Origin of the sequence: Rickettsia endosymbiont of Orchestes rusci (genome assembly GCF_964030945.1) — a bacterium.
Classification (GTDB): Bacteria; Pseudomonadota; Alphaproteobacteria; order Rickettsiales; family Rickettsiaceae; genus Rickettsia.
The window spans coordinates 213,832-238,067 of record NZ_CAXIQG010000002.1; the positions used below are offsets into that span (position 1 = coordinate 213,832).

The following is a 24,236-nucleotide window of genomic DNA, read 5'->3' on the forward strand; positions in this document are numbered from 1 at the left end:
TTTTTGAAATAGGAGTGCAGCTAAATTCAGAAAGGTTTAGACAAGGTGAATTTAAAGATGAGCCTGCGGAGCGTACAGAAGTATGTGAGCATAGGCGAGTTCTGAAAAATTCACTTGGATCAAGCGATCGCGATGACGCTGTAGCTATTCCTTCAAAAATCTTATTAATCTTCGCTAAAAAATATCCTATAATATAAATTATTTGAGAAAACTTTACTGAACCTGGAAATTTTTGTTTTATACTAGCCATAAAATATTATTATAAAATTTAAAAAATTATGATTTTAAGAGCAGGGCTATATATTGTTTCAACTCCTATAGGGAACTTAGAAGATATAACGTTAAGAGCATTAACAACCTTAAAAAATTCAAGCGTTATTTTGTGTGAGGATACCAGAATATCGCAAAAATTACTAGCAAAACATGGCATTCGCGTAAAATTACAAGTTTATAATGATCATAGTGATGAAAGCAATAGGAAAAATATTATGCGGCTAATTGATCAAGGGGAAGTAGTCAGTCTTATCTCCGATGCGGGTACGCCTTTAATTTCCGATCCGGGGTATAAGTTAGTACGAGAATTACGTAACCTTAATTATCATCTAGAAATAGCACCCGGAGTTTCATCGCCGATTGCTGCTTTAACTTTATCGGCTCTTCCGACCGATCGTTTTTTATTTTGCGGTTTCTTGCCTAAAACAATCGAGGGTAAAAAGAAAACTTTTAATGAATTTGCAAATCTTCGTGCTACTTTAATCTTTTTTGATACGGCAATACGGCTAATAGAGTCGTTAGTTATAGCTAAAGAAGTTTTAGGTAATAGAGAAATATGCGTAGCGCGGGAGCTGACTAAGCTTTACCAGCAAGTAAAAACAGCTCCTATTAACGAGGTAATTGAATTCTATAAAAATAATCCTTTAAAAGGTGAAATAGTTTTATTAATCTCCGGCTTAGCAGATGAAAATGATGAAAAATTAGCAAGCGATTTACAAGCTTTCATAAAACTGTCATTAGCTGAAAATTTAACCGCTAAAACAATTACCGATCTTGCCTATGAACGATTCGGCAATAGCTACAGCAGAAAGGAAATATATAAGGAAGTGAATAAAGTGAAGGGATTATTATAATTACTACAGCCCATATCTACATATAATTTATATTCTTGATAAACATAAAATTACGAGCTGTAATTAGTACTTAATTTGATATTTATTATAGGTACAATAATGGAGCATATTTATGCAAATCTTACGGCTAGCATATCAGAATTTAAAAAAAGTCCTACCGCTTTACTAGATAAATCTAGCGGTGAACCTATTGCTTTACTAAATCACAACAAACCGACAGCTTACTTAATTCCGGCTAAGTTGTATGAACAAATAGTTGAGGTTTTAGATGACGGGTATTTACTTGAACTTGCTCAAATTCGATTGAAAGAAAAAACCAACGCCGTTGCGGTTGATTTGAATGACTTATAAGCTGGCATTTATTCCTACTGCAAAGAAGGAGGGATAAACTAGATCAGGCAATAAAAGAGCAATTTAAAAAGAAATTAGCTGAGAGGCTAAAGCATCCTCATATATTAAAAGATGCAATAAGTGGCGGTAGTAATCTATATAAAATAAAGTTAAAATCTGTAGGATATAGATTGGTTTATGAAGTAGATGACAAACGCGTAATAATTCTTGTTTTAGCTACAGGTAAAAGAAACCGTAGCGAAGTATATAAAAAGCTATTTACTCGGATTTAAATAATATTATACTTATGATAGAATATGATCAGATGGAAGAACCTCCCCTGCTCTTTTTTCAAAGGCATTAATCATTTTTTCCGTTGCTTTGACAAAATACCCCCCTATCAACTTATCTAATATAATCGATTGCATTTTAAAATCGATATTAAACTCTACTAAACTTCCTTTAACATCAGGTGAAAATTGCCATATATTCTTTAAATATTTAAAAGGTCCGGAAATAGCTTCGACATTAATTAAATATCTTTCGCCGTCTAATATTTTACAGGTAACACTTGATTGATATTTTTCCGAAAACCCTTTTACCCGTAGCACTAACTCGGCAATAATTTGTTCATTATTTTTAGAAATAATTTTAGCAGCCGCACACCAAGGCAAAAATTTAGGATATGCTTCTACATCAAGCACTAAATAAAATAATTCGGCAGGGCTATACGGCAAGATTTTTACTTGACTGAATGAAGGCATAAAAAAACTCGGTTAATTTCATATAATGAAAAATTGATAGACGAAGATCAACTTCAAAAAGTGTAAGGCAATTTTTGAAGTTCTATCTGAGTATAGTGAATTCAGTTGAATTTTGTGACAGGCGCGAGGAGCGAAGCCTATATATTAATAGGCGAGACGACGAGCAACGAAGCACAAAGTTCAAATCAATTTACTATATACTAAAAGTCTGTTACTTTGCCCTTATGCTGCCAATCACCGTATCTTGTAGGTTCTAACCCTTTGACTCCGCCTATTTCTTTACTGCTTTCTTTTTCTTTTGGCAAATTTTCTTGTTCTAATATATTATCTTTTTTATTATCCATAATTTGATATTTTTTAATTTATGAAATTTTCCAATCTTAATAGAATTTATATTAATAATGCTTTAGCTGCAAATAGTAAAATAGAATTAACGGGCAATCATGGACATTATATTAAAACAGTGCTTCGATTAAAAATACAAGATCAGTTTCGAGTTTTTAATAATGTCGACGGTGAATTTATAGCACAAATTCATGATATCGGCAAAAATAATTTATCGATAAATATTACGAAACCGTTAAGGAAAGCGACCTTAATGTTGCCCTTAACTCTTGGGCTGGCAATAATAAAACCGGAAAAATTTTTATTAGCGATAAATATGGCGGTGCAACTCGGCGTGACTAAAATTGTGCCGTTAATTACCGAAAGATGTCAATTTAAAATTATTAATAACGAACGATTGCTTAAATGCACTATTGAAGCGACGGAGCAATCGGAACGCCTTACCCCGCCGATTATCGAGCCGGTTATTTCGCTTGAAAAATTTTTAAAAAACCATAGCAACAACCTAATATTATATGCTAATGAGTGCGAGGATAAAACTAATTCTTTGCTTAAAATCTTACCTAGCGGCTTAAATAATATATCGGATATTTTATTTATTGTCGGACCGGAAGGAGGATTTAGTAGCGGCGAACTCGAAAAATTAGCAGCACAAGAAAACGCTAAATCCTTTAGCTTCGGCTCTCATATCTTACGAACCGAAACTGCCGTAGCCGCGGGACTCTCACAAATAGGGTTGGTGAGGGCAGCGATTTAGTAGGCTTTTACGTCATTAAGAATGGGAATGCCCGCATGGATAATTAAAAGCACCTAAAACTGTCACCCCGTGGTCAAGCCGGTCTTGTTGCATGGCTACCGGAATCGTCATTGCGAGCAACTGGAGGCGTTGTTGCATGGCTCGAATTTTTGATGTCATTCTAGCTAAAGGCGGGAATCCAGAAAAGTATTTAAGCGAATTATATAGTAAATTTTTATATAAGTTTGTTTATTTTAAGTATTTTTTCTAGATTCCCGCCTTTAGCTAGGAATGACACACGGCACTTTTTTAGAGCCATACAACAACGCCGCGACTGAAAGGAGCGCGGCAATCCAGCTAAATATAGTCATCCTGAATTTATTTCAGGATATATTAAAAAAGATGCTGAAACAAGTTCAGCATGACAAAGATTAGATTGCCACGTCGGCATAAATGCCTCCTCGCAATGACGATTCCGGTAGCCATGCAGCAAAGCCGGTCAAGCCACGGGGTGACACTGACACACTTTAAGAATACTCACTCATCAATAAAATACAGCCGGTTCTTAAATCAAGGTCGTAATCGATAGTGTCATAGATTAAACGCTTAATTTTAGTAAATTTTTCAAGTAAATAAGAGGGAGTTTTAGTCGGTAATTTATTTAATATTTTATCTTCTAACTCCGTAAGCTCGATATTAACGCCCGAAGATTTTTTTATAATTCGATTCATTAATTGTAAAATATTATCAATAAACTCTAACCATAATTCTCTATCTTTACCGGAAAATTGATTAATGAAAGCTAGCCTAGTATTTAAATCCGCATAATCGGCAATCGGCTTAATGAATTTTGCATATGCTTCATTACCTATAAAATATTTCGGCGATCTAATACTAATCTTAAAACATCTTGATCTTATAGTAGTAAGGATACTCGCGGCTTTTAAAGTAATTAAAAAAATATAACTATTTTTTGGGGTATCTTCTAAGATTTTAAGGCAGGAATTTGCGGCATTTAAATTCATTAAATCCGCTTGATAGATTATAGCAACCTTGTAACCGGAAATGACCGAAGTTTTATTTAAGAATTCTTGAAGCTTTCTTATCTGATCTACAGAAATATCTTTAGAATTGGTTGTAACTGAAATTTCTTTTGCTACAAAATAATAATCAGGATGATTTTCTAAAGCAATATTCTCTCCGAATATTTTTTGACGTATAAATTCTTGAACATCTTTTAAAGATTGATCTACGTCTCCGGTTTCAATAAGCCAGCTATTATAAAGTTTTTTTTGGTTGAAACTAAATTTAAGACGTTCGATTATCATGTTATTTGAGGTGTTATGAGGTATTGACGTAAATGTTTTGATGTCATTCTAGTTCAAACGGGAATCCAGAAAATAATAGTCATCCTGAATTTATTTCAGGATATTTTTCAATAGATGCTGAAACAAGTTCAGCATAACAAGAAAAGTCTGGATTCCTGCTTTCGCAGGAATGACATCGGATGTGTTCGTACAGTAGTAGGTCAAGCCACGGTATGACACCGTACTTTTAAGAATTACTCGCTTCCTTCATTCTAGTACCAGCTCTAAAAACCGGTTGCTTATAAGCAGGGATGGTCATTTTTTCTTTTGTTTTTGGGTTACGCCCTTCACGTGTTGCTCTATGTTGAACCACAAATGAACCGAAGCCTATTAAACTAACACCTTTACCGCGTTTAATTGCTTCAAGAATACTATCTAGAACTAAGTTAAGTGATCTTTCAGCTTCGGCTTTTGTCGGTGATTTATCCGTAGAATTTTTAGAATGTCCTAAATCAACCATTAAATTAATTAATTCTGCTTTATTCATTCCTTTATTTACTGCTTTATTCATAATGAAATTAACTCCTATTTGATAATTTATAGTATTAAACCTGAAGTACTAATGATAATATATACAACTAGCTATAATATACATCAATACATATTTTTATTTTTAATGTATGAAAATGATTATAACAAACCGTTAATTGACTGCAAATGAGAGTTATTTGTAAAGTTTAAATATCTATGTTTATTATGTAATTTTATAAAAATATGTAACCATATTACATCAGTTTTGTCTTTCAAGCTAAATATAATTGAATAATTTTAATGGAAACATATAATCATGGGATAGTACGAACTTTATAAATATATACTTATTTGCTTAGAAAAAGTTACTCATCCCTATTTTTGGTTATATAAATGCTATTATCTGAAATTTGTATAAAACGTCCTGTATTTGCAACGGTCTTAAGCCTGATTATCGTAACACTCGGAGCAGTATTTTTTACTAAATTACAAATTAGAGGTACACCTGACATTTCAGTACCCATTATTAACGTAACGGCTCTTTACCCGGGAGCCGATGCTTTATATATGGAAAAAGAAATTACCACCCGCATTGAAAAAGCTTTAAAGACGGTAAAAAACCTTGATTTTACAACCTCCCAAAGCTCAACCGGTCAAACTAATATAACTTTGTCTTTTTTGTTATCTACCGATATTGAGGTAGCTCTAAATGACGTACGCTCCAAAGTCTCCGACATAACTTATATGTTTCCTAAAGATATGAAAGCACCGTCGGTAGCAAAGCTTGATGCCGATAGTTTTCCGAGTCTTTTTTTAAGCATTGAAAGTAATCAATATAATGATTTAGAATTAACAAAAATTGTTGAAGATAGTTTGCAGACTCCTTTAGATAAGCTTGAAACGGTCGGACAATCAAATATATACGGCGGATATGATTATGTAATGAAAATAGAACCTGATCCTAAAAAATTATATCAGTATAAAATTTCTCCGTTAGAAATTGAAGCAGCCATTACTGAGCAAAATAAGGATTATCCGGCGGGAACAATCAAAACGGGTATCAATAATTTTATAGTAACTCTTGCAGGGTCTTTAACAAAACCGGAAGAATTCGGTAATATTATACTAAAAGCCAGAGACGGCGGAATAATAAAATTAAGGGATGTAGCAAAAGTATATTTAGGTGCTCCCGATCAAGACGTTATTTTTAGATATAACGGCAAAAGCTCTATTGCTCTTGGGCTTATAAAAGAATCAAAAGCTAATATTATAGATTTATCAAATGAGGTGAGAAGTGTTTTAGATCAAATTAAAGCATCATTGCCGAGCGGTATAAATATCAGCATTGCCTATGACGGGGCAACACCGGTCAACGCCTCGGTCTATGCGGTGTTTAATACTATTTTTGAAGCTTTAATATTAGTAATTTTGGTTACTTATTTATTCCTGGCATCAGCTAGAATTACTTTAATTCCCTTTGTAACGATTCCGGTGTCGTTAATCGGTACTTTTAGCGTTATGTATGCAATGGGCTTTTCCATTAATATTTTTACTCTTCTAGCGATGATTTTAGCTATCGGGTTAGTAGTCGACGATGCAATCATCATGCTTGAAAATATTTTTAGATATAACGAAATGGGGCATCCTTCAATGGAGGCAGCTTTTCTTGCTTCCAAGGAAATCGGTTTTGCTATTATCGCCATGACTATTACCCTTGCCGCCGTATTTTTACCGATCGGCTTTATCGACGGCTTTGTCGGCAAATTATTTATCGAATTCGCTTGGACTTTAGCATTTTGCGTTTTACTCTCAGGCTTTGTCGCACTAACGTTAACACCGATGATGGCAAGCCGCATGATCAAAAAACATGATAAGCCGCTACCGAAATTTTTAGCTAAATTTAATGAAATTCTGCAGCTTGTGCAAAGTAAATATCTTTATTATTTAAATCTTACCTTTGATAATAAAAAGAAATTTTCTCTTATTATTGCTTTATCTTTCATAGTGCTAATAATCAGCTCTAAATTTGTACAAAAAGTTTTTGTTCCGCAAGAAGATGACGGATTTTTGCAGCTTTCTTTTACCGGACCTGAAGGGTCGAGTATTGAACACTCGACAGCAATAGTTATGGAAGCCGAAAAAATCCTAGAAAATTACAGAGAAATACTCGGTTACTTAATGGTAATCGGCGCAAATGGCAGCGATAGCGTTTTTGCTTATGTTCCCCTTAAAGACTGGAGTGAAAGAGCGCGTTCACAAGAAGCTATTAAAAATAAGCTTAACGAACAATTCGCACAAATAGCCGGTATGTCAATTTTTGTTATGGATCCCCGTTCCATGATTAGTAATAATGCTCAAAGCCCGATCGAATTTACTTTGCAAACAACGCTTGAATATGACGATTTAGATAAATTATCCGATAAATTTGTCGATTTGATGAAAGCAAATCCTGTATTTTCTAACGTAAATAGGGATTTGCAGTCCGCAATGCCGACGATTAATATCGATATTGATCGTGATAAGGCGTATTTATACGGGATGAGCATGGGTAATATAGGAAGAACCGTACAATATTTACTTGCCGGTCAGCAAATCGGCGATTTTAGAATGGGCAACGATCTATATAATGTCGTATTACAATATAATTTAAAAGATCGTAGCAATGTTAATGACTTTAGTAAAATTCTAATTCCGGCAAAAAATAATACTATGCTACCGCTTGGAGTAATTGCCGAGATGACGGAAAAAGTATCGGTAAAATCATACGGTCATTATAATAATTCAAAAGCGGTTACTATCTCCTCGGATTTAGCACCTAATAAGAAAATCAGCGACGCGATAAAAGAAATTAATAATATAAGCGACAAGCTACTCGATCCTAACACGACGATACTTGAATATATAGGCGAAATTAAACAAATGAGTGAATCGGATAGTAATATGCTTATGACTTTCTTATTTGCGCTAATATTTATTTATTTAGTACTCTCCGCACAATTTGAAAGCTTTATTGATCCTTTGTTAATATTGCTTGCCGTGCCTTTCTCGATAACAGGGGGAGTATTAACTCTTTGGATATGCGGCAATAGCCTTAATATGTATAGTAATATCGGGCTTATTACTTTGGTCGGATTGGTTACTAAAAATTCTATTATGATAGTAGAATTCGCAAATCAGCTAAAAGAAAAAGGAGCGAATGTAAGGGAGGCGATAGTTAAATCCTGTAGCCTCCGACTGCGACCGATATTAATGACGACACTTGCCTCAATAGTAGGTACGCTGCCGCTAGTCTTTGCTTCCGGCGCAGGTGCCGCCGCCCGTAACTCTATCGGTCTGGTAATAGTCGGAGGTATGAGCATCGGGACTATATTTACTATTTTCGTTATTCCCGTAATATATCAAACCTTTAAACGGGATTAGTTGCTTTCAGTGTATGAAAATCAGGTTAACGAGGCCCAATGCCCCGCGTGGATGGTTAAAATCGCTTAAAACTTGTCATACCGTGGCTTGACCCACTACTGTACGAACGTTTAAATAAAGAGGTAAAAATTCTGTCATTCCGTGGCTACGACCACGGAATCCAGCTTATAATATCATAAAAAGATTCTAAAATAAGTCTAATATGGCTTTATTTTCCTGGATGCCGTGATCAAGTCACGGCATGACACAGCCTTTTTTCAACGTTCGTACACTAGTGGGCTTGACCACGGTATCCAGAAAAAATCTTAGTAAAAAACTGGATGCCGTGGGAGGGGCCACGGCATGACACCGAATTGCTTTGCGAAAATATTGAGCCATGCAACAACACCTCAATTCGATTCAAAAACAATTTATTACTTTAAATTATTAATAGAAAATGTTATAAAGATTGATCTAATAAATTTGGATTAATTTTTGTGGAAGATATCAATTGGTGGGAAGAAAAGTTTGAGATGTGCGGTTATGCCGCAAGGCTATTAGATAAGGTTACTTCCTTAAACAAATTAGTACAATATCCTATAGACATCAGAGAAATTAAAAAGGGCATTTACTACGCGCGGAAATATCACGGTAATCAAATGCGGCAATCAGGTGACCCGTATTACTCCCATCCGATAGAGGTGGCGTACATGTTAGCCGAGTTTACGGCTTATGAAGCTCCTAAGCTTTTCATCCCTACTATGTTAAATGCTGCTTTATTACATGATACTATAGAGGATACACCGCTTACAGAAGATGATATAGCTAAAATTTTTGATAAAGATATAGCAAAACACGTGGAAGGTTTAACACGAGTTAAGCCTTCCGGAAAGGTCAGTGTTGAGGAAAGTTTAAATTTATTAATTCAGCAAAAACGCCATAATACGGCCCTTATAAAAATCTTTGATCGAGTACATAATATACAAACGTTAGGAGCAAAATCTCCGGAAAAAGCAAAAAAAATAATAAAAGAAACGTTAAAAAGTTTTATAACACTTGCTGTATATCTTGCAATACCGAAAATAGAGCAACAGTTTTATCAACTTTGCTTCCAGGTACTTAATAAAACTCCGTTCATTGAGAAAACTCTTTTGTCTTATGATATTAATTTGCCGCCTCTAGCTTTTCAAAATGATTTCTACCGTAATAATAGCCAATAAGTGCTGGGGTGATAAGGACCAATAACCCCCAATGACCTAAGTATTCTACTAAATATACAAGTCCAAAAGAGGTAACAATATACATTACAGCTCGCGATAAAGCATAGATAAAGCTAGAGCATGTAAAACGTTTAAACACAGGAAAATGTTTATAAAGTATTGGTACTGCTGGAAATCCGGTAGGACCTAAAATAATTATTAATAATTGAAACACTAGCAACTCAGTAACGGTGGTCATATTATATAATAAATAAATACAAGGAATAATAATTATTGCAAAGATAATGAACCTTATTTTAAGAATTTTTAAAGGATTTATAATATAAGATAGCCAGGTTAAAACTATAGCATTTAATGCAGATATTAAAGCAACAACTAAATTATGACTAATAATTTGTTCAGCAGAATACCCAAAAGAAGTTTTAAGAATATTACCACTATATATATAAGTGGTGTAAAACCATATTGGCCAAACAGATATTAAAGCAAAATTAGATAATATGGTTTTTATATTTACTTTTTCATGCAAAATAGGATTATCTTTAAATACGTCAACTTCGATATCTATTAATTTAATGTTTTGTTCTACACGACGCTTAGCGTTAACAAATTCTGGTGTTTCGCGGAGAGTAGTACGTGCTACTGATCCAATCAATGCGATCCCTGCTCCTAATATAAAAGCAAAACGCCAGTTTAACCCCATCGCCATAATAAAATTTGCTGTACCTAAAGCTACAGTAGTACCTATAGAAATAGCAACCGACATAAAGGCAACGGCTGGATACTGGGCAGGAGGTTTAATTAATTCTGTTAAATATAGTTCAGCTCCTACAACTTCCCCCATAGAAGACATGCCTTGTAACATACGACATACTGTAACTAGTACAGTAGCAATTATTCCCTTTTCTGCATAAGTTGGAATGATAGCCATAACTACGCACGTAATAGCCATCATGAAAGTAGTAATAATAACAGTAGATTTACGACCGATATTGTCACCTATCCAACCAAATATAAGTGCTCCAAACGGTCTAAAAACAAATGTAGAACAGAAGGCAGCAGCAGAATAAATAGCTGCAGTATGAGGATCGGCTTTAGGAAAAAATAATTCATTAAGTAGTACTGCCTATGGACATAAAGCATAAGGTCAAAATACTCTAGGAAAGTACCTATGGATAGTAACCCGATAGCTTCCTTTTGTTGTCTAGTTAAACTCTTTTGTTCTACTTCATAGCCTAACATTTTTTGCAACATTTTAATTAAATGTGCAAAGAAGTTATATTTTTTTTGTTGAAAGTCAATAAAAAAATGAAGAGATTAAAGAATTTTTAGAAAAGATAAGAAGTTAATTAACCAAGCTAATAATTTAAAAAACGGCGGGCGGCACTTCTCTTAACCTTTATAGTAAGGTTGATAATAAAAAGGCGTTGTTGCATGGCTCGAAATCCTTATAAAAAAACCCCGTCATTGCGAGGAGGGACGTAGTCCCGACGTGGCAATCCAGGAAAAAATAGCAAAAAATGTTATGAAACTTATTATTTTCTAGATTGCCGTGTTCCGCGCAAATGCTCGCAATGACGATTCCGGTAGCCATGCAACAATGCCGCGCGGGGAATGGTATCAAACCCCAACTATGTATAAGTTTTAGCTTAAAAACTTATACATAGTTCGCGTTATTTAAATTATTACCCTTTCACTACGGCGGCTACTTCATCGGCAAAGTTTTTTTCTTCCTGTTCTATGCCTTCACCAAGTTCGTATCTAATGAATTTTGTGATTTTAATATCGGCCCCTAATTCTTTAGCAGCATTGGCAATAACTTCGGAAACTCGAAGTTTAGTATCAAATAAAAAATTCTGCTCAAGTAATACAACCTCCGCTAAAAATTTACGTATTCTTCCTTCTACCATTTTAGCAATTATATCGTCGGATTTACCGGCAGCTTTTGATTGCTCAAAGAATATTTTCCGCTCATGCTCTATTAAGGCAGGGTTTAAGCTTGATGCATCCAAACTTTGCGGATTGTTACCCGCGATATGAACGGCAATTTGCTTCCCTACTTCTTCTAGTCTGGCTTTATCTTTAGCAGTTGATTCGAGTCCTACTAATACGGAAATTTTACCCAAATTTTTTGTAACTTCATTATGAACATATGAGCCGATTACTCCTGCAGATACTTTTAATATATCCATACGACGCAAAGTTAAATTTTCGCCGATAGTAGCAACATTTTCTAAAATTTCTTCGTTAACCGACTTACCGTTTGCTAATTTAACTTCTTTTAGCTCGTCAATATTTTCTAGTTTTATTACACAATCAGCAATATTTCTTACTAAATCTTGAAATTGCTCATTACGCGCAACAAAATCCGTTTCGGAATTCACCTCAACGAGTACACCGATTAGACCATCAACTTTTACGGCAGTTAACCCTTCCGATGCAACTCTACCGATTTTTTTTGCCGCGGCAGATAAACCTTTTTGCCTTAACCAGTCAACAGCCGCTTCAAAATCACCTTTAGCTTCAATTAAAGCTTTTTTGCAATCCATCATACCGGCGCCGGTTTTTTCTCTTAATTCCTTGACGCTTGCAGCACTTATAGTTACTTCACTCATATTTTATTTGCTCCTTTTATTTGTTCTATTTTACGTAGGGATATCATTCTAGTTCAAATGGAGCGTTGTTGCATGGCTCGAAATTTATAGCAAATTCCCCGATGTCATTCCGTGATTTATTCACGGAATCCAGGAAAATATATAAATAATACCATTATAAGTTACTTTTCTGGATACCATGGACAAGCCACGGTATGACAAGCTGAGGTCTTTTTAAGAACCATGCAATAACACTGATAGCATTTATTTACCCTTCCTTTTTATCCGATGTTGCCGTTAACGCTTGTTCAAACTCGGTAGTTATCTCTTCACTTATATTTTTAGTTTGAGAGAATTTTTTAGTTGACTTTAATTTAGAAATATTTTGAGGTGCTTTACCTTTTTCCCCATGATCTTCTATAGCGCCGAGATCTACTCCTGAAGCTCTCATTGCTTCCTCAAGTCCCTGCAATGCGGCATCGGCAAATAAGCTACAATAAAGTCTAATTGATCTGATTGCATCGTCATTACCCGGAATCGGATAATCAATATTATCAGGGTTAGAATTAGTATCAACGACTGCAATAATAGGAACACCTAGCTTTACGGCTTCATTAATTGCTATATGTTCTTTGTTAGTATCGATTATTACTACTAAATCCGGTTTAGAATTAATATTCCTAATTCCGCCTAGCGAAAGAAGTAATTTATCTTTTTTGCGGCTCATATCCAATATTTCTTTTTTGGTATAACCGGCGCAAGCTTCTTCGCTTTCTAAAGTCTTTTCAAGCTTATTTAATTTCTCTATTGAACCGGAAATAGTTTTCCAGTTAGTAAGCATTCCGCCGAGCCATCTATGATTTACGTAATATTGCCCGCATTTTTCGGCATATTCAGCTATTATATCGCTCGCTTGAATTTTGGTACTTACAAATAATATTTTGCCGTCCTTCTTCACCGTTTCATAGATTGCATTTAGCGCAACTCCCATTAAAACAGAGGTTTGCCTTAAATCAATAACATGAACGTCATCGCGTTCTCCATAAATATAAGGAGCCATTTTAGGATTCCAGCGTGAAGTTTTGTGACCGAAATGCACGCCGGCATCAAGTAAATCTTTAATATTAACTGGTTGTATTTTCGACATTATAATAAATCTCCTTTAATGTTAGTTTTATACCTCCGCAAGATGTGATTCATTTAAATAAATGAACTAACCTTAATATCTTACGTGCGAATTTTTATATTGTGTTATGCTTATAAAAGTGATGTGTCTGTCATACCGTGGCTTGACCCACTAGTGTACGAACGTTGGCTTTCAGGTTGTTTTTCCGTCATTGCGAGGAAATTTACTATAGTAAATTGACGAAGCAATCCAGTAAAAATGCTAATTTTAGCATAATTTTATTATGTTTTATGGATTGCCACAGCCACTTCGTGGCTTCGCAATGACGATTTTGCAACGTTCGTACACTAGTGGGCTTGACCACGGTATGACAAAGGTATATAAGCCCTACCATTATATATATTTATTTCAATATTTACAAGGGTCTACTTGTTTTTTCTCCAAATAGTCGTGCCGTCTGTTTTATCTTCGAGAATTATTCCCTCTTCTAATAACTGTTTGCGTATTTGATCGGCGAGCAGCCAATCTTTCTGTTTCTTTGCCTCTAAACGTTTATCAACTAACTGATTAATGTAAATTTCGTCTATTCCGGCATGAAACCATTCTTGCGGTTTTTGGGTCATTAAACCGATGAAATTAGCACAAGCAAGAAGAGAAGAGACGTTAATCCGTTTTTCTTCGACGGTTTGTACCAAAAAAACCTGTTTGGCATAATCATTGATTATTTTTATCGCCAGCGGCGTGTTCATATCATCAAGCAGTGCCTGCATAAAATCCTGCGGCATCGTAGAAAGCTTTATAGTATTAACATTTTCAATTGCTCGATACCAGTAATCCATAGTTTTTTTGGCATCATCTAAAGCTTTATCGTTATAATCAAGCGGCTTACGGTAATGGACAGTTAGTAACAATAATCGCACTATATCCCCCGGAATTTTTTTATTTATCAAATCTTTTACCGTAATAAAATTCCCCAGGGACTTACTCATCTTTTCGCCGTTTGACGTTAGAAATCCGTTATGAACCCAATATTTGGCATATAGAGAATCAGGAAAAGCGCATTTACTTTGGGCAATTTCGTTAGTATGATGGGGGAAAATTAAATCCGCACCGCCGCCATGTATATCAAAATTCTCGCCTAAATATTTATAACTCATGCTAGAGCATTCAATATGCCAACCAGGACGCCCTAATCCCCATGGACTCTCAAAATTTGCCTCTAAAGATTCATTCGGTTTTGCCGGCTTCCATAACACAAAATCGTGCGGATGTTTTTTTGCTTTACTGTTTTCTATCCGTACACCGTCCGCCATTTCGTCTAAATCACGATTAGATAACTCCGTATAATTCGGTGCAGTCGAAATATCGAAATAAACATGATTATCGACAATATAAGCATGATTTGTCGCTATTAATTTTTCTATCATCTCTATCATTTGATCGATATGCTCGGTGGCTCGCGGCTCTAAGGTTGGAGTCTTACATCCTAAATAATACATATCCTGATGGAATTCATCGGTAATTTTTTTAGTTAACTCCCCGATAGTAATTTTAAGCTCTGCCGCTCTATCAATGATTTTATCATCCACGTCGGTAATATTCCGGACATATTTTACATTCGCCTCGCCGAATATTTCTTCAAGCAAACGATATAATATATCATACACTATTACCGACCTAGCATTGCCGATATGCGGTCTGTCGTAAACGGTAGGACCGCAAACATACATTTTTATCAAATTCTTATCTATCGGCTGAAAAATTTCTTTAGTGCGGGTAAGAGTGTTATGTAAGTAAAGCTTCATGATTTTGTTATGAACTAATTTATTGTCATTATAGAGACTATATTTTACTTAGACAAATTATAAGTAACGCGAGCTATGGATAATTCTTTCCTTTATTTTGCATGGCATTATAAATAATTATTTTTGCCGCTTAAATTATCTAAATTTCCTTAAACATCTTAATTTATCATATCCGGTCATTAAATCTCACTCAATAACTAAAAAGTATTAATATTTTTTAATCTTTTTAAAAAGAGATCTTGATAGATCTTAATTTTTTCTTATAATGTCTGCTAAAAGTAGCTAGCTCTCTCAAAGTTAGTTTATAAAAAAATAATAGCAGTGTTCATGAAAAAAAATTTACGAAATAAATTCAGTTTATTTAAATATTTTTTACTAATTTGTGTTAGTATTACCACCCTAATTTTTGGAATGAATGAGGGATTTGCGCAATCCGACGATGACCTTGAGAGCCGGTTGCTTAATCTCAAACCGTACAACTCAAAAACTACCCGAAGGGTAATTCGATCAAACTCTTCTACATATAATCTTAATAATAATCGAGAAAGAGACACACAGCCGCCCACAGCTAGCGAAAAGCCAAAAGCAAAAAAAAACTTCCTTGGAAAAATTTTTGGAAAAAAAGCACCTACAGAAGAAAAATTTACCACTATTCCTAATGACTTTTCATTAGTACAGGCCCCCCCTAAGCAAGAAGGATATAATTTAAGAGCCTCAGTTTCCGACCTGCTAAAAAATAATCAGGAAATGACAAATAATCCCCTATTAACACACCTTAATCAACAATATACATTACAAGAGCATATCGAAAGGTTTGACGAATACCTTAATAATAATGAGGCTATCACTGCTTTAGAATATGCCGAAGATACAAAACTATCTTCAGAACTAAAAAAAACTGCAGTTGACAAAATTTTATCTGATCTAAATGAGCAAAATATAAAACAAATATTATTTGTCGATAACCTTAAGGATGTAAAAATTTTGGATTTTACAAAACCTATTAATAAAGAAAACAGACCTATATTAGCCGCAATAATACAAAATGCTTCCGAAGAACAAAAGGATGTATTTTTTGATCGAGTTGTGGATTATGTAGACAGGAATCTAATTACTTTAGAAACACAAAGGCCTAGCTTAGGAGTTCGATTAGTATTAACACAACTCAAAAGCATTAATAATAAAAAAGAAATTGAAAAGCTTTTATTAAGAAAAAATAAAATAAAAGGAAAATTGAAAAAATATTATAAAAACGGTAAATATGAAAATATACCCCAAAAGGTAATAGCAGAGATTAATAAAAAACTTAAAGCCGATTCTTTAATAACTAATGATTTAAATCAAAATGAAATAATTTCATTAATTAATGGTTTTGATACAAGTTTTTTAGAAAAATCAATTAATATTATTTCATCTTCACCCGAAACTATAACAAAAGAAATTAAGGAAAAACTTTTATCTACTTCACAACCGGTACTTACAGGAGCAGCGTGGACAGGTACGACTCCACCGCCGCTGCCAAATGCACCGCCGCCTATTCACAATAATCATAATCTTAATATTAATGATCTTGAACAGAACCATCCGGCACTGTATGAATTACATGAAGAATTAGCAAAGCAAGGTAACAATACACAGCAAAAGCCTTTATCAACAAAAGTAAATAAGACTGTGGAAATAACTGAACCAACCACAGAATACGGTGAATTGTACAAAACATATTTAACAGAATCTAACAAACAACTTCCTACACTGTATGTTCAACAAGTTGGAGCCGAAATAAATATAACGAACACTATACGTCAAATATTAACGGATAAATATAAAGATATACTTAAAGAGGAAGCACTTATTAATTTATTCAGCAAAGATAATCAGGATAGTCAGGCGGGAAGGGACCTTAAAAGTAAAGCCACAAAGATATATGAGGAACTTTCAAAAGATCCATACGTTACTCAAATTATAAGCTTTAAAAAAAGTAAAGATAGAATACTTAATAATCTTTTCCAAGAAGACTCAGATAAGGCAATGGAGCGCCTTCTGCTACCGTCTAGCAAAATATCCGAAAACCAAAAAAACTTTATTCTAACGATACAAACAAAAGAACAAAAAGAACAAGAATTAGCAGGTTATAACGATAGATTAGAACAATTAAGATTTATAGCTAACAACTCTAACGTTTTCGGTAGTCAAAAGTTAAATGACATTATAGAAGAATTAGTTAATGATTCTAGTAAGTTAACTAATATGAATAAAGTGCATATTTTACTTGATAAAGACAAAATAATTACAAACCTAAAAAATATTGCTTCCGTTTCCAAGGAGCAAATAAATAATTTAAGAACTAACATAATAAAAACAATTAATCTTGAAGCTATTAAAGCATTTGCATCAGACAATAATATAAATTCAGCTGATTTTATTAGGTTGATACAAGAATCTAAAAAACCTGAAATATTAAGAGAATTTTTAGCAGTTGTAGTTACTATCGAGGAAAATAAACAAAATAATACTCTTCCGCAATATAATAAATTAGCATTACCCTCTATAGCTAATTTTTCACAAGAAGACGTAGCTCTATTATCTCAACGCATGACCGTAGCGGGGTTAATAAAAGCTTTGACGGAAATAGGTCAGGAAAATATAGTCGCACAACAACAAAACAAGCTGCCGACTGCCGGCGCTGTTCCGCCTCCACCCCCGCCGTCAATGATGACATCTTCAGAACTAGATAAGCCAAAGTTAAAAGCTGCCGGAATTAATGATGATTTGATAGAAAAAGCATTAAAACTTAAAGCCAATAATAATAAAATAATTCCTAAGACGCCTATAACACCTAATAAATTTAATTCATCCGCAGGGAAAAAATACTCAGAACGTATCACAAAAAATGCTACTTCTTTTGAATTAAATATCAAGATGCACGGTGCCGGCAAAGTACTAAACGATATAATATTAGAAAGTGTGCTAGAAATATATGCTAAGAAACCCTTCGATAAACTCGATGAAAAAGTAAATACGGAAACCTTTGAAGAAGCGTTATCTACACTCTCACCGGATTTTATAGGACCTAGGACTGAACTCGGTGACGAAATACATAAGATTTATAATGAAATAATAGCTGAAACAGTAAAGGATACAGAATTTTTAAAAAACTTAGCTAAGGACATAAAACCATTAACAGGTAATAAACTATTAGATAAAGCTATTAAAACACAAGCTGATGCTTTAGAAGAAGAAAAAGCGTTAGAACTAGTACCGGAGTTATTTGCACAAGCAGAAAAAGATTATGAAGAGCAACAAGAAGCACTAAAAGCTAAAGCTTTAGAACAAGAACAACTAAACGCTGACGCTAAAGCTATTACTCAACCTCAAACTCAAGAAGAAGTCACTGAAGAGGCTGCAACTACGGGAATAATACAAAGTAACGATGAGGAAAATAATACCTCAAAAGCTCTTACCGATGATGAATCAGACATAAGTAAACAATTGCTAGACAATTCAATAATCAAAGAAGAGGAAAACATTAATGATGAAAAAGAGAAAGATAATGATCAACAATTATCTCAAAACCTTGAGCCATTAGAAGTAGAAGTTTTAGTAAGTAAAAAAATTTCAGGAATTGATCAATCAGAAGAAATAATTTTAGAAGAAGATAGGCTAGAAAATATTAAAGCAAAAATTCATTCTGCATATAATTATATTCGAGATATTATTAATAAACCTGCTATATTGGAGAGAGTAAAGTATTTTCTCTCCGCCGGCCCTGCTGCAGCCGGTGATGAGGATACAACTATCGAAAAAGGCGTATGGATTAGCGGTTTATACAATATTAATAAACATGGGGTATGGAAAGATATGCCTGGATATAAAGGTCGTACTACCGGTGTTACTATAGGTGCCGATACTGAATTTAACGATAATGATTTACTCGGAATTGCTTATACTAATCTGCGCTCTAATCTAAAATATAATAAGAATTGTGATAAAGTAAATATTGACGGACATGCTTTTAGTCTTTACGGCTTAAAAGAATTTTCCCTACAAGCAGTAGCGACTATTTTACATAACTATGTTAAGAACAAAATTATCTATTCCGGTAATCATATCACCGGAAAATATCGAAATACTAGTTTGAGCTTTGAAACATTGCTAAATTATAGACACCAAGCCAAGAGAGGTATAAATATTATACCTCATATCGGGCTTAGATACGGACATACAAAAGACGGGAGTTATAAGGAGCATGATATCGGTACTCAGCATTTAACGGTTGCCGGAAAATCGCAACAATTATGGACCGGAATTATCGGCGGTAGAATATTATTTGCTCCGAAAAACATTTCTGACTCTATAATTTTAATACCCACTTTACACGGCTCTATCGAAAAGCATTTTAATAGCAAAAATACAGCAGTTAATGCTACAATAACATGGAAAGATAAGAGCTTAGAGGACATTATTACTTTACCGAAACAACCGAAAATCGGTTATAATATAGGAGCAGGTATAGTTGCTAAAAAAAGCAATACTACAATATTCATGGAGTATAATTGCCGTTTGCATAAAAAATATCAAAGCCATCAAGGAATGGCTAAATTAAAAATTAATTTCTAATCCTGCACGGCGTTGTTGCATGGCTCAATATTTTTGATGTCATTCTAGCTAAAAGCGGGAATCTAGGCTTTACTTTGTCATGCTGAACAAGTTTTGCGCATCTTTTTAGTAGATCCTGAAATAAATTCAGGATGACTTTGTGGTACTTTTTTCTGGATTCCCGTTTTCACGGGAATGACATCGAAAATTCGAGCCATGCGACAGACCATCCTACACGGTAAAAAGGTTAATAAAATGATAATTGATAAAACTACTTATAAAGCTACTGTTTTTGACAGACGTGTTAGATTTTTAGTATTACATTATACCCAAGAAAACTTTAAAAAATCTATTGAATCCTTGACAGGACCGAAAGTAAGCGTCCATTATTTAGTAAATGATCAAAACTCGGATCATATATTCCGGCTAGTAAAGGAACAAGATAGAGCTTGGCATGCCGGAGTTAGCCGGTGGAAGGGACGTAACAATATAAACGATACTTCTATCGGTATTGAAATTGTTAATTTAGGATTTACTTTAGATAAAGAAGATTACAAAACTTGGTATCCTTATCCTCCGGAGCAAATTAACAGCGTAATTAGCTTATGTAAACAAATTATTAGTGATTATGATATTGCGCCAACGAACGTTATAGGACATTCCGACATTGCACCCGGTAGAAAAGAAGACCCCGGTCCTTTATTTCCTTGGAAACAACTTTATGATAACAATATAGGTGCTTGGTATGATGAAGAAACGGTTAAATCTCTAATGCCGCATATAGATATTTCTAATATAAAAGCTATTCAAGAAAAATTTATAAAATACGGCTATGGGCTTAACCCCACAGATATAATGGATTTACCGACAAAAGAAGTAATAAGCTCTTTTCAAATGCATTTCCGCCCTAGCAATTTCTCAGGGGATTTAGATATTGAAACAGTCGCTATTTTGGAAGCTTTAATAGAAAAATATTATGATGAATTAGCATTAGAAAATAGAGTCGCTTACTTAAAATAATATTTTCATGGATCGAAAATTACTTCAAAAAGTATGTCATTCCCGCCTGCGGGCATTGTTGCATGGCTCAAATTTTCGATGTCATTCCCGCGTAGGCGGGAATCTAGGTTTTTCTTTGTCATGCTGAACTTGTTTCAGCATCTATTAAAAAAGATCCTGAAATAAATTCAGGATGACTTTGTGGTACTTTTTTCTGGATTCCCGCCTCCGCGGGAATGACATCGAAGGTACTTTATACCATCCACATGGGCAATGCCGCCTAAATAAACAAAGTTAAAACGCCGCTCTTTTTAATCGGTCATTGATAGCGATGCCGATATTTACGGAAGGGATCGGGGCAATAGCAACTCTTACTATATTATGGTTTATAGCATAATTATCGAGCGTTCTTAAATGCGCATAAAGATTTGCCGCCGCTTCCGCTAGATCGCCGTTTAAGCTTAAATTCAACGAAAATTCACCTTGTAAATTACTATCGGCAAAATTTAAGCCTATTTCTCCATTTTCTAAATTTGCGGCATTTAACCTAATCGGTACTTTAGGCGAGTAATGTTTAGCTAGCATCCCTGGAGCTTTAACTTCCATTGCCGCATTAGCTTTAGCAATTTTCATCCCTAATATTGTTTGTAGCAATTCGGTAGTGATAAATCCCTCTCTAAGGATTATCGGCTCTTTTAAAGTCGTATCTATTATTGTTGATTCCAAACCATACTCAGATTGATAGGCTTCCGGCGCTAATATAAAAACCTCCGAGTTATCTGAAAAATGCTCTTTAACATGCTGTGCATTGGTCGGACTAATATAGCTAGAAGGGTTAGCACTCGGCGCTGCAATCGGTTTTCCTGATTTTTCTATTAATTCCAGAGCTAAAGGGTGCGCAGGAACACGCAAAGCTACAGTCTTAAGCCCGGCCGTAACTGCCGGTGCTATATCGGCAGTATCTTTTAAAGGCACCACGATAGATAAAGCTCCCGGCCAGAATTTATTTGCTAGCAGATTCGCAATTTCATTAAACTCACCGATAGTTTTAGCATGTTCTAAGCTTGCCACATGAACAATTAGCGGATTAATAGCAGGGCGGTTTTTTAGCCGAAAGATTTTTAAGCAAGCCTCTTCATTCGTAGCATCGGCGCCGAGTCCGTAAACTGTTTCGGTCGGGAATGCAACCACTCCGCCCGATTTAATAAATTTCGCTGCTTTATTAATCATAAACAATTAAAATTAGCTACTTTACGAAATATTTGACGTACCAGTTGCAATAATAACAAGCGATTATCGGCAATTTTACGGTCTTCATCATTAACAAGCACGTTATCGAAAAAATCGGCAATAGGCGTAAGTAGTGTACTTAATAAAGTTAAAGCTTTCGTAAAATCTTTTTCACTAATAGTAATTTCAATTTGCTTAGAATTTTCATTAAGCAAATTATATAATTCTCTTTCATATTTTGAAGTAAAAATATCAGTATTAATTTCGCCGTTTATTTTTTTATCCCCTAAAATATTACTAGCTCTTTTATAAGCGATTAATAATTGCGTTCCTTCATCACCCGATAAAAATTTTTGTAAAGCCTCAAGCTTTAGCTTTGTAGTAACTAAATTATCTTCAGCTTTTAAGTCAAGAACGGCATTAATTAATGAAATATCATATTGATTTTTGAAATAAAATTTAGCTCTCTCTTCAAAGAAAGAATTTATTAAATCATTATTCTCGTCAAATAAATCTTTATATAAGGCACCGGCAAAATTAATTAACTCTATAATATTTATTTGCAATTTATTATCTAATATTATCCTAATTATACCGAGCGCTTGACGCCTTAATGCATAAGGATCACCTGAACCGCTAGGAGCTTCACCTGCTAGCATTAAGCCGACTAAACTATCTAATTTATCGGCTATCGCCAGCAAAGCAGCGTTGCCGGTAGGTACATTATCCGAAGGGCCTTGCGGTTTATAATGATCTCTAATTGCAACGGCTACTTCTTCCTCTAATCCTTCATGTATTGCATAATAATAGCCCATAATCCCTTGTAACTCAGGGAACTCTCCGACCATTTCACTAACAAGATCACTTTTGCAGAGTTTAGCCGCCAAACGCAGCAATTTATTTTCCGGAGCTAAATAATGACAAATTTTGGTGATCCTTTCTGTCTTTTGCTTTAAATTACCGAGTTTGGCATGAAATGTTACCCGCTCAAGTTTTGATAATCGTGATTCCAAAGTATGAGATAAATCTTGCTTATAAAAATATAAAGCATCGGCTAGCCTTGCTGCTAATACTTTTTCGTTACCTTTAACAACTAACTCAGAATCGCTAAATTTACCGTTACAAACAAACAGAAAATACGGCGCAAAATTTCCTTTATTATCAAATAAGCAAAAATATTTTTGATGAGTTCGCATTGAAGAAATTAATACTTCTTTCGGTAATTTTAGGAATTTCTCCGGTACTCTGCCGATCATCACAACGGGAAATTCCGCTAGCCCCGTGACTTCTTCAATTAAACGCTCATCTTCTTTTATGTTTAGATTATGTATACTCAAATCATTTGAGTATACATTCGCCATTTCAGCTAAGCCGGCTTTAATTATTTCTTGCCGCTCTAATCTCTCTAAAATAACGTCATTTTCTAGAAGCTTACTTTTATATTCGGTAAAATTATTTACCGTTATCGTCTTATTGCCCTTAAGCCTGTGGGCGTAAGTAACATTATTAGCCGTTAAATGACCGAATTTTATAGGTAGTATTTCATCGTCAAATATACATAATATATTGCGCAAAGGGCGAATCCATTTTATTTTATAATCGCCCCAATACATCGATTTCGCCCAACTATATCTATTAATCGCTGTAACTATAATCTCCGGTAAAACTTCTTTAATATCCTTTTCCGCTATTTTTTTAATGAAAAAATAATATAGATGATTATTTATTAGTTTAGTAGAAAGTTGTAATTTACTAGTATTATGCGCCTTGCAAAACCCTTGAATAGCTGCATCCGATGCCCCTACCGCCGGACCTTTAATCTCTATTTCCTGCGGTAAAATAGATTTCGGTAAATGGGTAATATGCGCCGTGATTCTTCTGGGTCCCGAAAATACTTGAATTTTGGCAAATATTTCCTGCTCTTCAAAAATTTTCGTAAAGATATTTAAATAAGCTTCTTCAGCGGTTCTTTGCATGAAAGCCGGTATTTCTTCACTAAAAAGCTCTAATAATAATGCACTCATATTAATTTTTGATTCCCTCAACTACTAAATTTTGTAATATTACCTATAGGAAATATTAAAAGTACTACCGATGTCATTCCTGCCATCCCTATGTCATTCTAGC

Annotated in this window: 23 protein-coding genes and 1 pseudogene; 12 read left to right on the top strand and 12 right to left on the bottom strand. The window is 34.4% G+C overall.

Features of this window, described 5'->3' with window-relative positions:
- Positions 1-14: 14 nt before the first annotated feature.
- From AAHM91_RS02535 to AAHM91_RS02550, 4 genes are all read left to right on the top strand, one after another.
- Positions 15-197, top strand: a complete 183-nt coding sequence (locus AAHM91_RS02535; RefSeq protein WP_341793077.1) for a palindromic element RPE3 domain-containing protein — start codon at positions 15-17, stop codon at positions 195-197.
- Positions 198-278: 81 nt separating this feature from the next.
- Positions 279-1,127: a 16S rRNA (cytidine(1402)-2'-O)-methyltransferase gene (gene rsmI / locus AAHM91_RS02540; protein ID WP_342269757.1), complete on the top strand. Its 849-nt coding sequence runs from the start codon at positions 279-281 to the stop codon at positions 1,125-1,127.
- Positions 1,128-1,226: 99 nt separating this feature from the next.
- Positions 1,227-1,478 (top strand): type II toxin-antitoxin system Phd/YefM family antitoxin, encoded by a 252-nt coding sequence (locus AAHM91_RS02545; protein WP_253308489.1) that lies wholly within the window; start codon positions 1,227-1,229, stop codon positions 1,476-1,478.
- Between the two features lie 17 nt (positions 1,479-1,495).
- Positions 1,496-1,750, top strand: a complete 255-nt coding sequence (locus AAHM91_RS02550) for a type II toxin-antitoxin system RelE family toxin (protein WP_458693707.1) — start codon at positions 1,496-1,498, stop codon at positions 1,748-1,750.
- Positions 1,751-1,762: 12 nt separating this feature from the next.
- Here AAHM91_RS02550 and AAHM91_RS02555 read toward each other — a convergent pair whose 3' ends face one another.
- Both AAHM91_RS02555 and AAHM91_RS02560 read right to left on the bottom strand, forming a co-directional pair.
- On the bottom strand, positions 1,763-2,221 hold the full coding sequence (locus AAHM91_RS02555; protein WP_342269758.1) for a type II toxin-antitoxin system RatA family toxin: 459 nt from the start codon (positions 2,219-2,221) through the stop codon (positions 1,763-1,765).
- Between the two features lie 200 nt (positions 2,222-2,421).
- A pseudogene (locus AAHM91_RS02560) lies at positions 2,422-2,547 on the bottom strand (DUF1674 domain-containing protein); the annotation flags it as partial.
- A 38-nt stretch (positions 2,548-2,585) separates the two neighbouring features.
- On the opposite strand from AAHM91_RS02560, the gene AAHM91_RS02565 reads away from it, so the two are divergent.
- A complete protein-coding gene (locus AAHM91_RS02565) occupies positions 2,586-3,323 on the top strand; it encodes a 16S rRNA (uracil(1498)-N(3))-methyltransferase (protein ID WP_342269759.1) in 738 nt (245 codons plus the stop codon).
- Between the two features lie 15 nt (positions 3,324-3,338).
- Here the strand turns inward: AAHM91_RS02565 and AAHM91_RS02570 are convergent, their stop codons facing one another.
- Positions 3,339-3,461 carry a hypothetical protein gene (locus tag AAHM91_RS02570; protein WP_342269760.1) on the bottom strand — a complete coding sequence of 41 codons (123 nt, stop codon included), beginning with the start codon at positions 3,459-3,461 and terminating at the stop codon, positions 3,339-3,341.
- Positions 3,462-3,593: 132 nt separating this feature from the next.
- On the opposite strand from AAHM91_RS02570, the gene AAHM91_RS02575 reads away from it, so the two are divergent.
- Positions 3,594-3,737, top strand: a complete 144-nt coding sequence (locus AAHM91_RS02575; RefSeq protein WP_342269761.1) for a hypothetical protein — start codon at positions 3,594-3,596, stop codon at positions 3,735-3,737.
- 92 nt (positions 3,738-3,829) lie between these two features.
- Here the strand turns inward: AAHM91_RS02575 and AAHM91_RS02580 are convergent, their stop codons facing one another.
- A complete protein-coding gene (locus tag AAHM91_RS02580; protein WP_342269762.1) occupies positions 3,830-4,630 on the bottom strand; it encodes a DNA polymerase III subunit delta' in 801 nt (266 codons plus the stop codon).
- Between the two features lie 226 nt (positions 4,631-4,856).
- Positions 4,857-5,156, bottom strand: a complete 300-nt coding sequence (locus AAHM91_RS02585; RefSeq protein ID WP_253310114.1) for an HU family DNA-binding protein — start codon at positions 5,154-5,156, stop codon at positions 4,857-4,859.
- Between the two features lie 377 nt (positions 5,157-5,533).
- On the opposite strand from AAHM91_RS02585, the gene AAHM91_RS02590 reads away from it, so the two are divergent.
- The 3 genes from AAHM91_RS02590 (at position 5,534) to AAHM91_RS02600 (ending at position 9,759) form a co-directional block, all read left to right on the top strand.
- On the top strand, positions 5,534-8,560 hold the full coding sequence (locus AAHM91_RS02590) for an efflux RND transporter permease subunit (protein ID WP_342269763.1): 3,027 nt from the start codon (positions 5,534-5,536) through the stop codon (positions 8,558-8,560).
- A gap of 342 nt (positions 8,561-8,902) precedes the next feature.
- On the top strand, positions 8,903-9,031 hold the full coding sequence (locus AAHM91_RS02595; RefSeq protein WP_342269764.1) for a hypothetical protein: 129 nt from the start codon (positions 8,903-8,905) through the stop codon (positions 9,029-9,031).
- Between the two features lie 5 nt (positions 9,032-9,036).
- A complete protein-coding gene (locus tag AAHM91_RS02600) occupies positions 9,037-9,759 on the top strand; it encodes an HD domain-containing protein (protein WP_253308485.1) in 723 nt (240 codons plus the stop codon).
- On the opposite strand, the gene AAHM91_RS02605 is transcribed toward AAHM91_RS02600, so the two are convergent.
- From AAHM91_RS02605 to rpsB, 4 genes are all read right to left on the bottom strand, one after another.
- Positions 9,704-10,831, bottom strand: a complete 1,128-nt coding sequence (locus AAHM91_RS02605) for an MFS transporter (RefSeq protein WP_342269834.1) — start codon at positions 10,829-10,831, stop codon at positions 9,704-9,706. The genes AAHM91_RS02600 and AAHM91_RS02605 overlap by 56 nt on opposite strands.
- A 327-nt stretch (positions 10,832-11,158) precedes the next feature.
- Positions 11,159-11,353 (bottom strand): hypothetical protein, encoded by a 195-nt coding sequence (locus tag AAHM91_RS02610; RefSeq protein WP_341793086.1) that lies wholly within the window; start codon positions 11,351-11,353, stop codon positions 11,159-11,161.
- A gap of 91 nt (positions 11,354-11,444) precedes the next feature.
- Positions 11,445-12,374, bottom strand: coding sequence for a translation elongation factor Ts (gene tsf / locus AAHM91_RS02615; protein ID WP_342269765.1), 930 nt, complete (start codon positions 12,372-12,374; stop codon positions 11,445-11,447).
- A 247-nt stretch (positions 12,375-12,621) separates the two neighbouring features.
- On the bottom strand, positions 12,622-13,500 hold the full coding sequence (rpsB, locus tag AAHM91_RS02620) for a 30S ribosomal protein S2 (RefSeq protein WP_341793088.1): 879 nt from the start codon (positions 13,498-13,500) through the stop codon (positions 12,622-12,624).
- Positions 13,501-13,774: 274 nt separating this feature from the next.
- On the opposite strand from rpsB, the gene AAHM91_RS02625 reads away from it, so the two are divergent.
- Positions 13,775-13,927, top strand: coding sequence for a hypothetical protein (locus AAHM91_RS02625; RefSeq protein WP_342269766.1), 153 nt, complete (start codon positions 13,775-13,777; stop codon positions 13,925-13,927).
- Here AAHM91_RS02625 and cysS read toward each other — a convergent pair.
- Positions 13,905-15,284 (bottom strand): cysteine--tRNA ligase, encoded by a 1,380-nt coding sequence (gene cysS, locus AAHM91_RS02630; protein WP_342269767.1) that lies wholly within the window; start codon positions 15,282-15,284, stop codon positions 13,905-13,907. The genes AAHM91_RS02625 and cysS overlap by 23 nt on opposite strands.
- 327 nt (positions 15,285-15,611) lie before the next feature.
- Here cysS and AAHM91_RS02635 point away from each other — a divergent pair, with 327 nt between their 5' ends.
- Positions 15,612-19,901, top strand: coding sequence for an autotransporter outer membrane beta-barrel domain-containing protein (locus AAHM91_RS02635; protein WP_342269768.1), 4,290 nt, complete (start codon positions 15,612-15,614; stop codon positions 19,899-19,901).
- 195 nt (positions 19,902-20,096) lie between these two features.
- The gene (locus AAHM91_RS02640) at positions 20,097-20,900 is read left to right on the top strand and encodes an N-acetylmuramoyl-L-alanine amidase (RefSeq protein ID WP_342269769.1); all 804 of its coding nucleotides are present in this window, start codon (positions 20,097-20,099) and stop codon (positions 20,898-20,900) included.
- A gap of 273 nt (positions 20,901-21,173) precedes the next feature.
- On the opposite strand, the gene AAHM91_RS02645 is transcribed toward AAHM91_RS02640, so the two are convergent.
- Together AAHM91_RS02645 and glyS are read right to left on the bottom strand one after the other, a co-directional pair.
- Positions 21,174-22,109, bottom strand: a complete 936-nt coding sequence (locus AAHM91_RS02645) for an L-threonylcarbamoyladenylate synthase (protein WP_342269770.1) — start codon at positions 22,107-22,109, stop codon at positions 21,174-21,176.
- Positions 22,106-24,133 carry a glycine--tRNA ligase subunit beta gene (gene glyS / locus AAHM91_RS02650; protein WP_342269771.1) on the bottom strand — a complete coding sequence of 676 codons (2,028 nt, stop codon included), beginning with the start codon at positions 24,131-24,133 and terminating at the stop codon, positions 22,106-22,108. Before glyS ends, AAHM91_RS02645 begins: the two co-directional genes overlap by 4 nt.
- Positions 24,134-24,236: the final 103 nt, after the last annotated feature.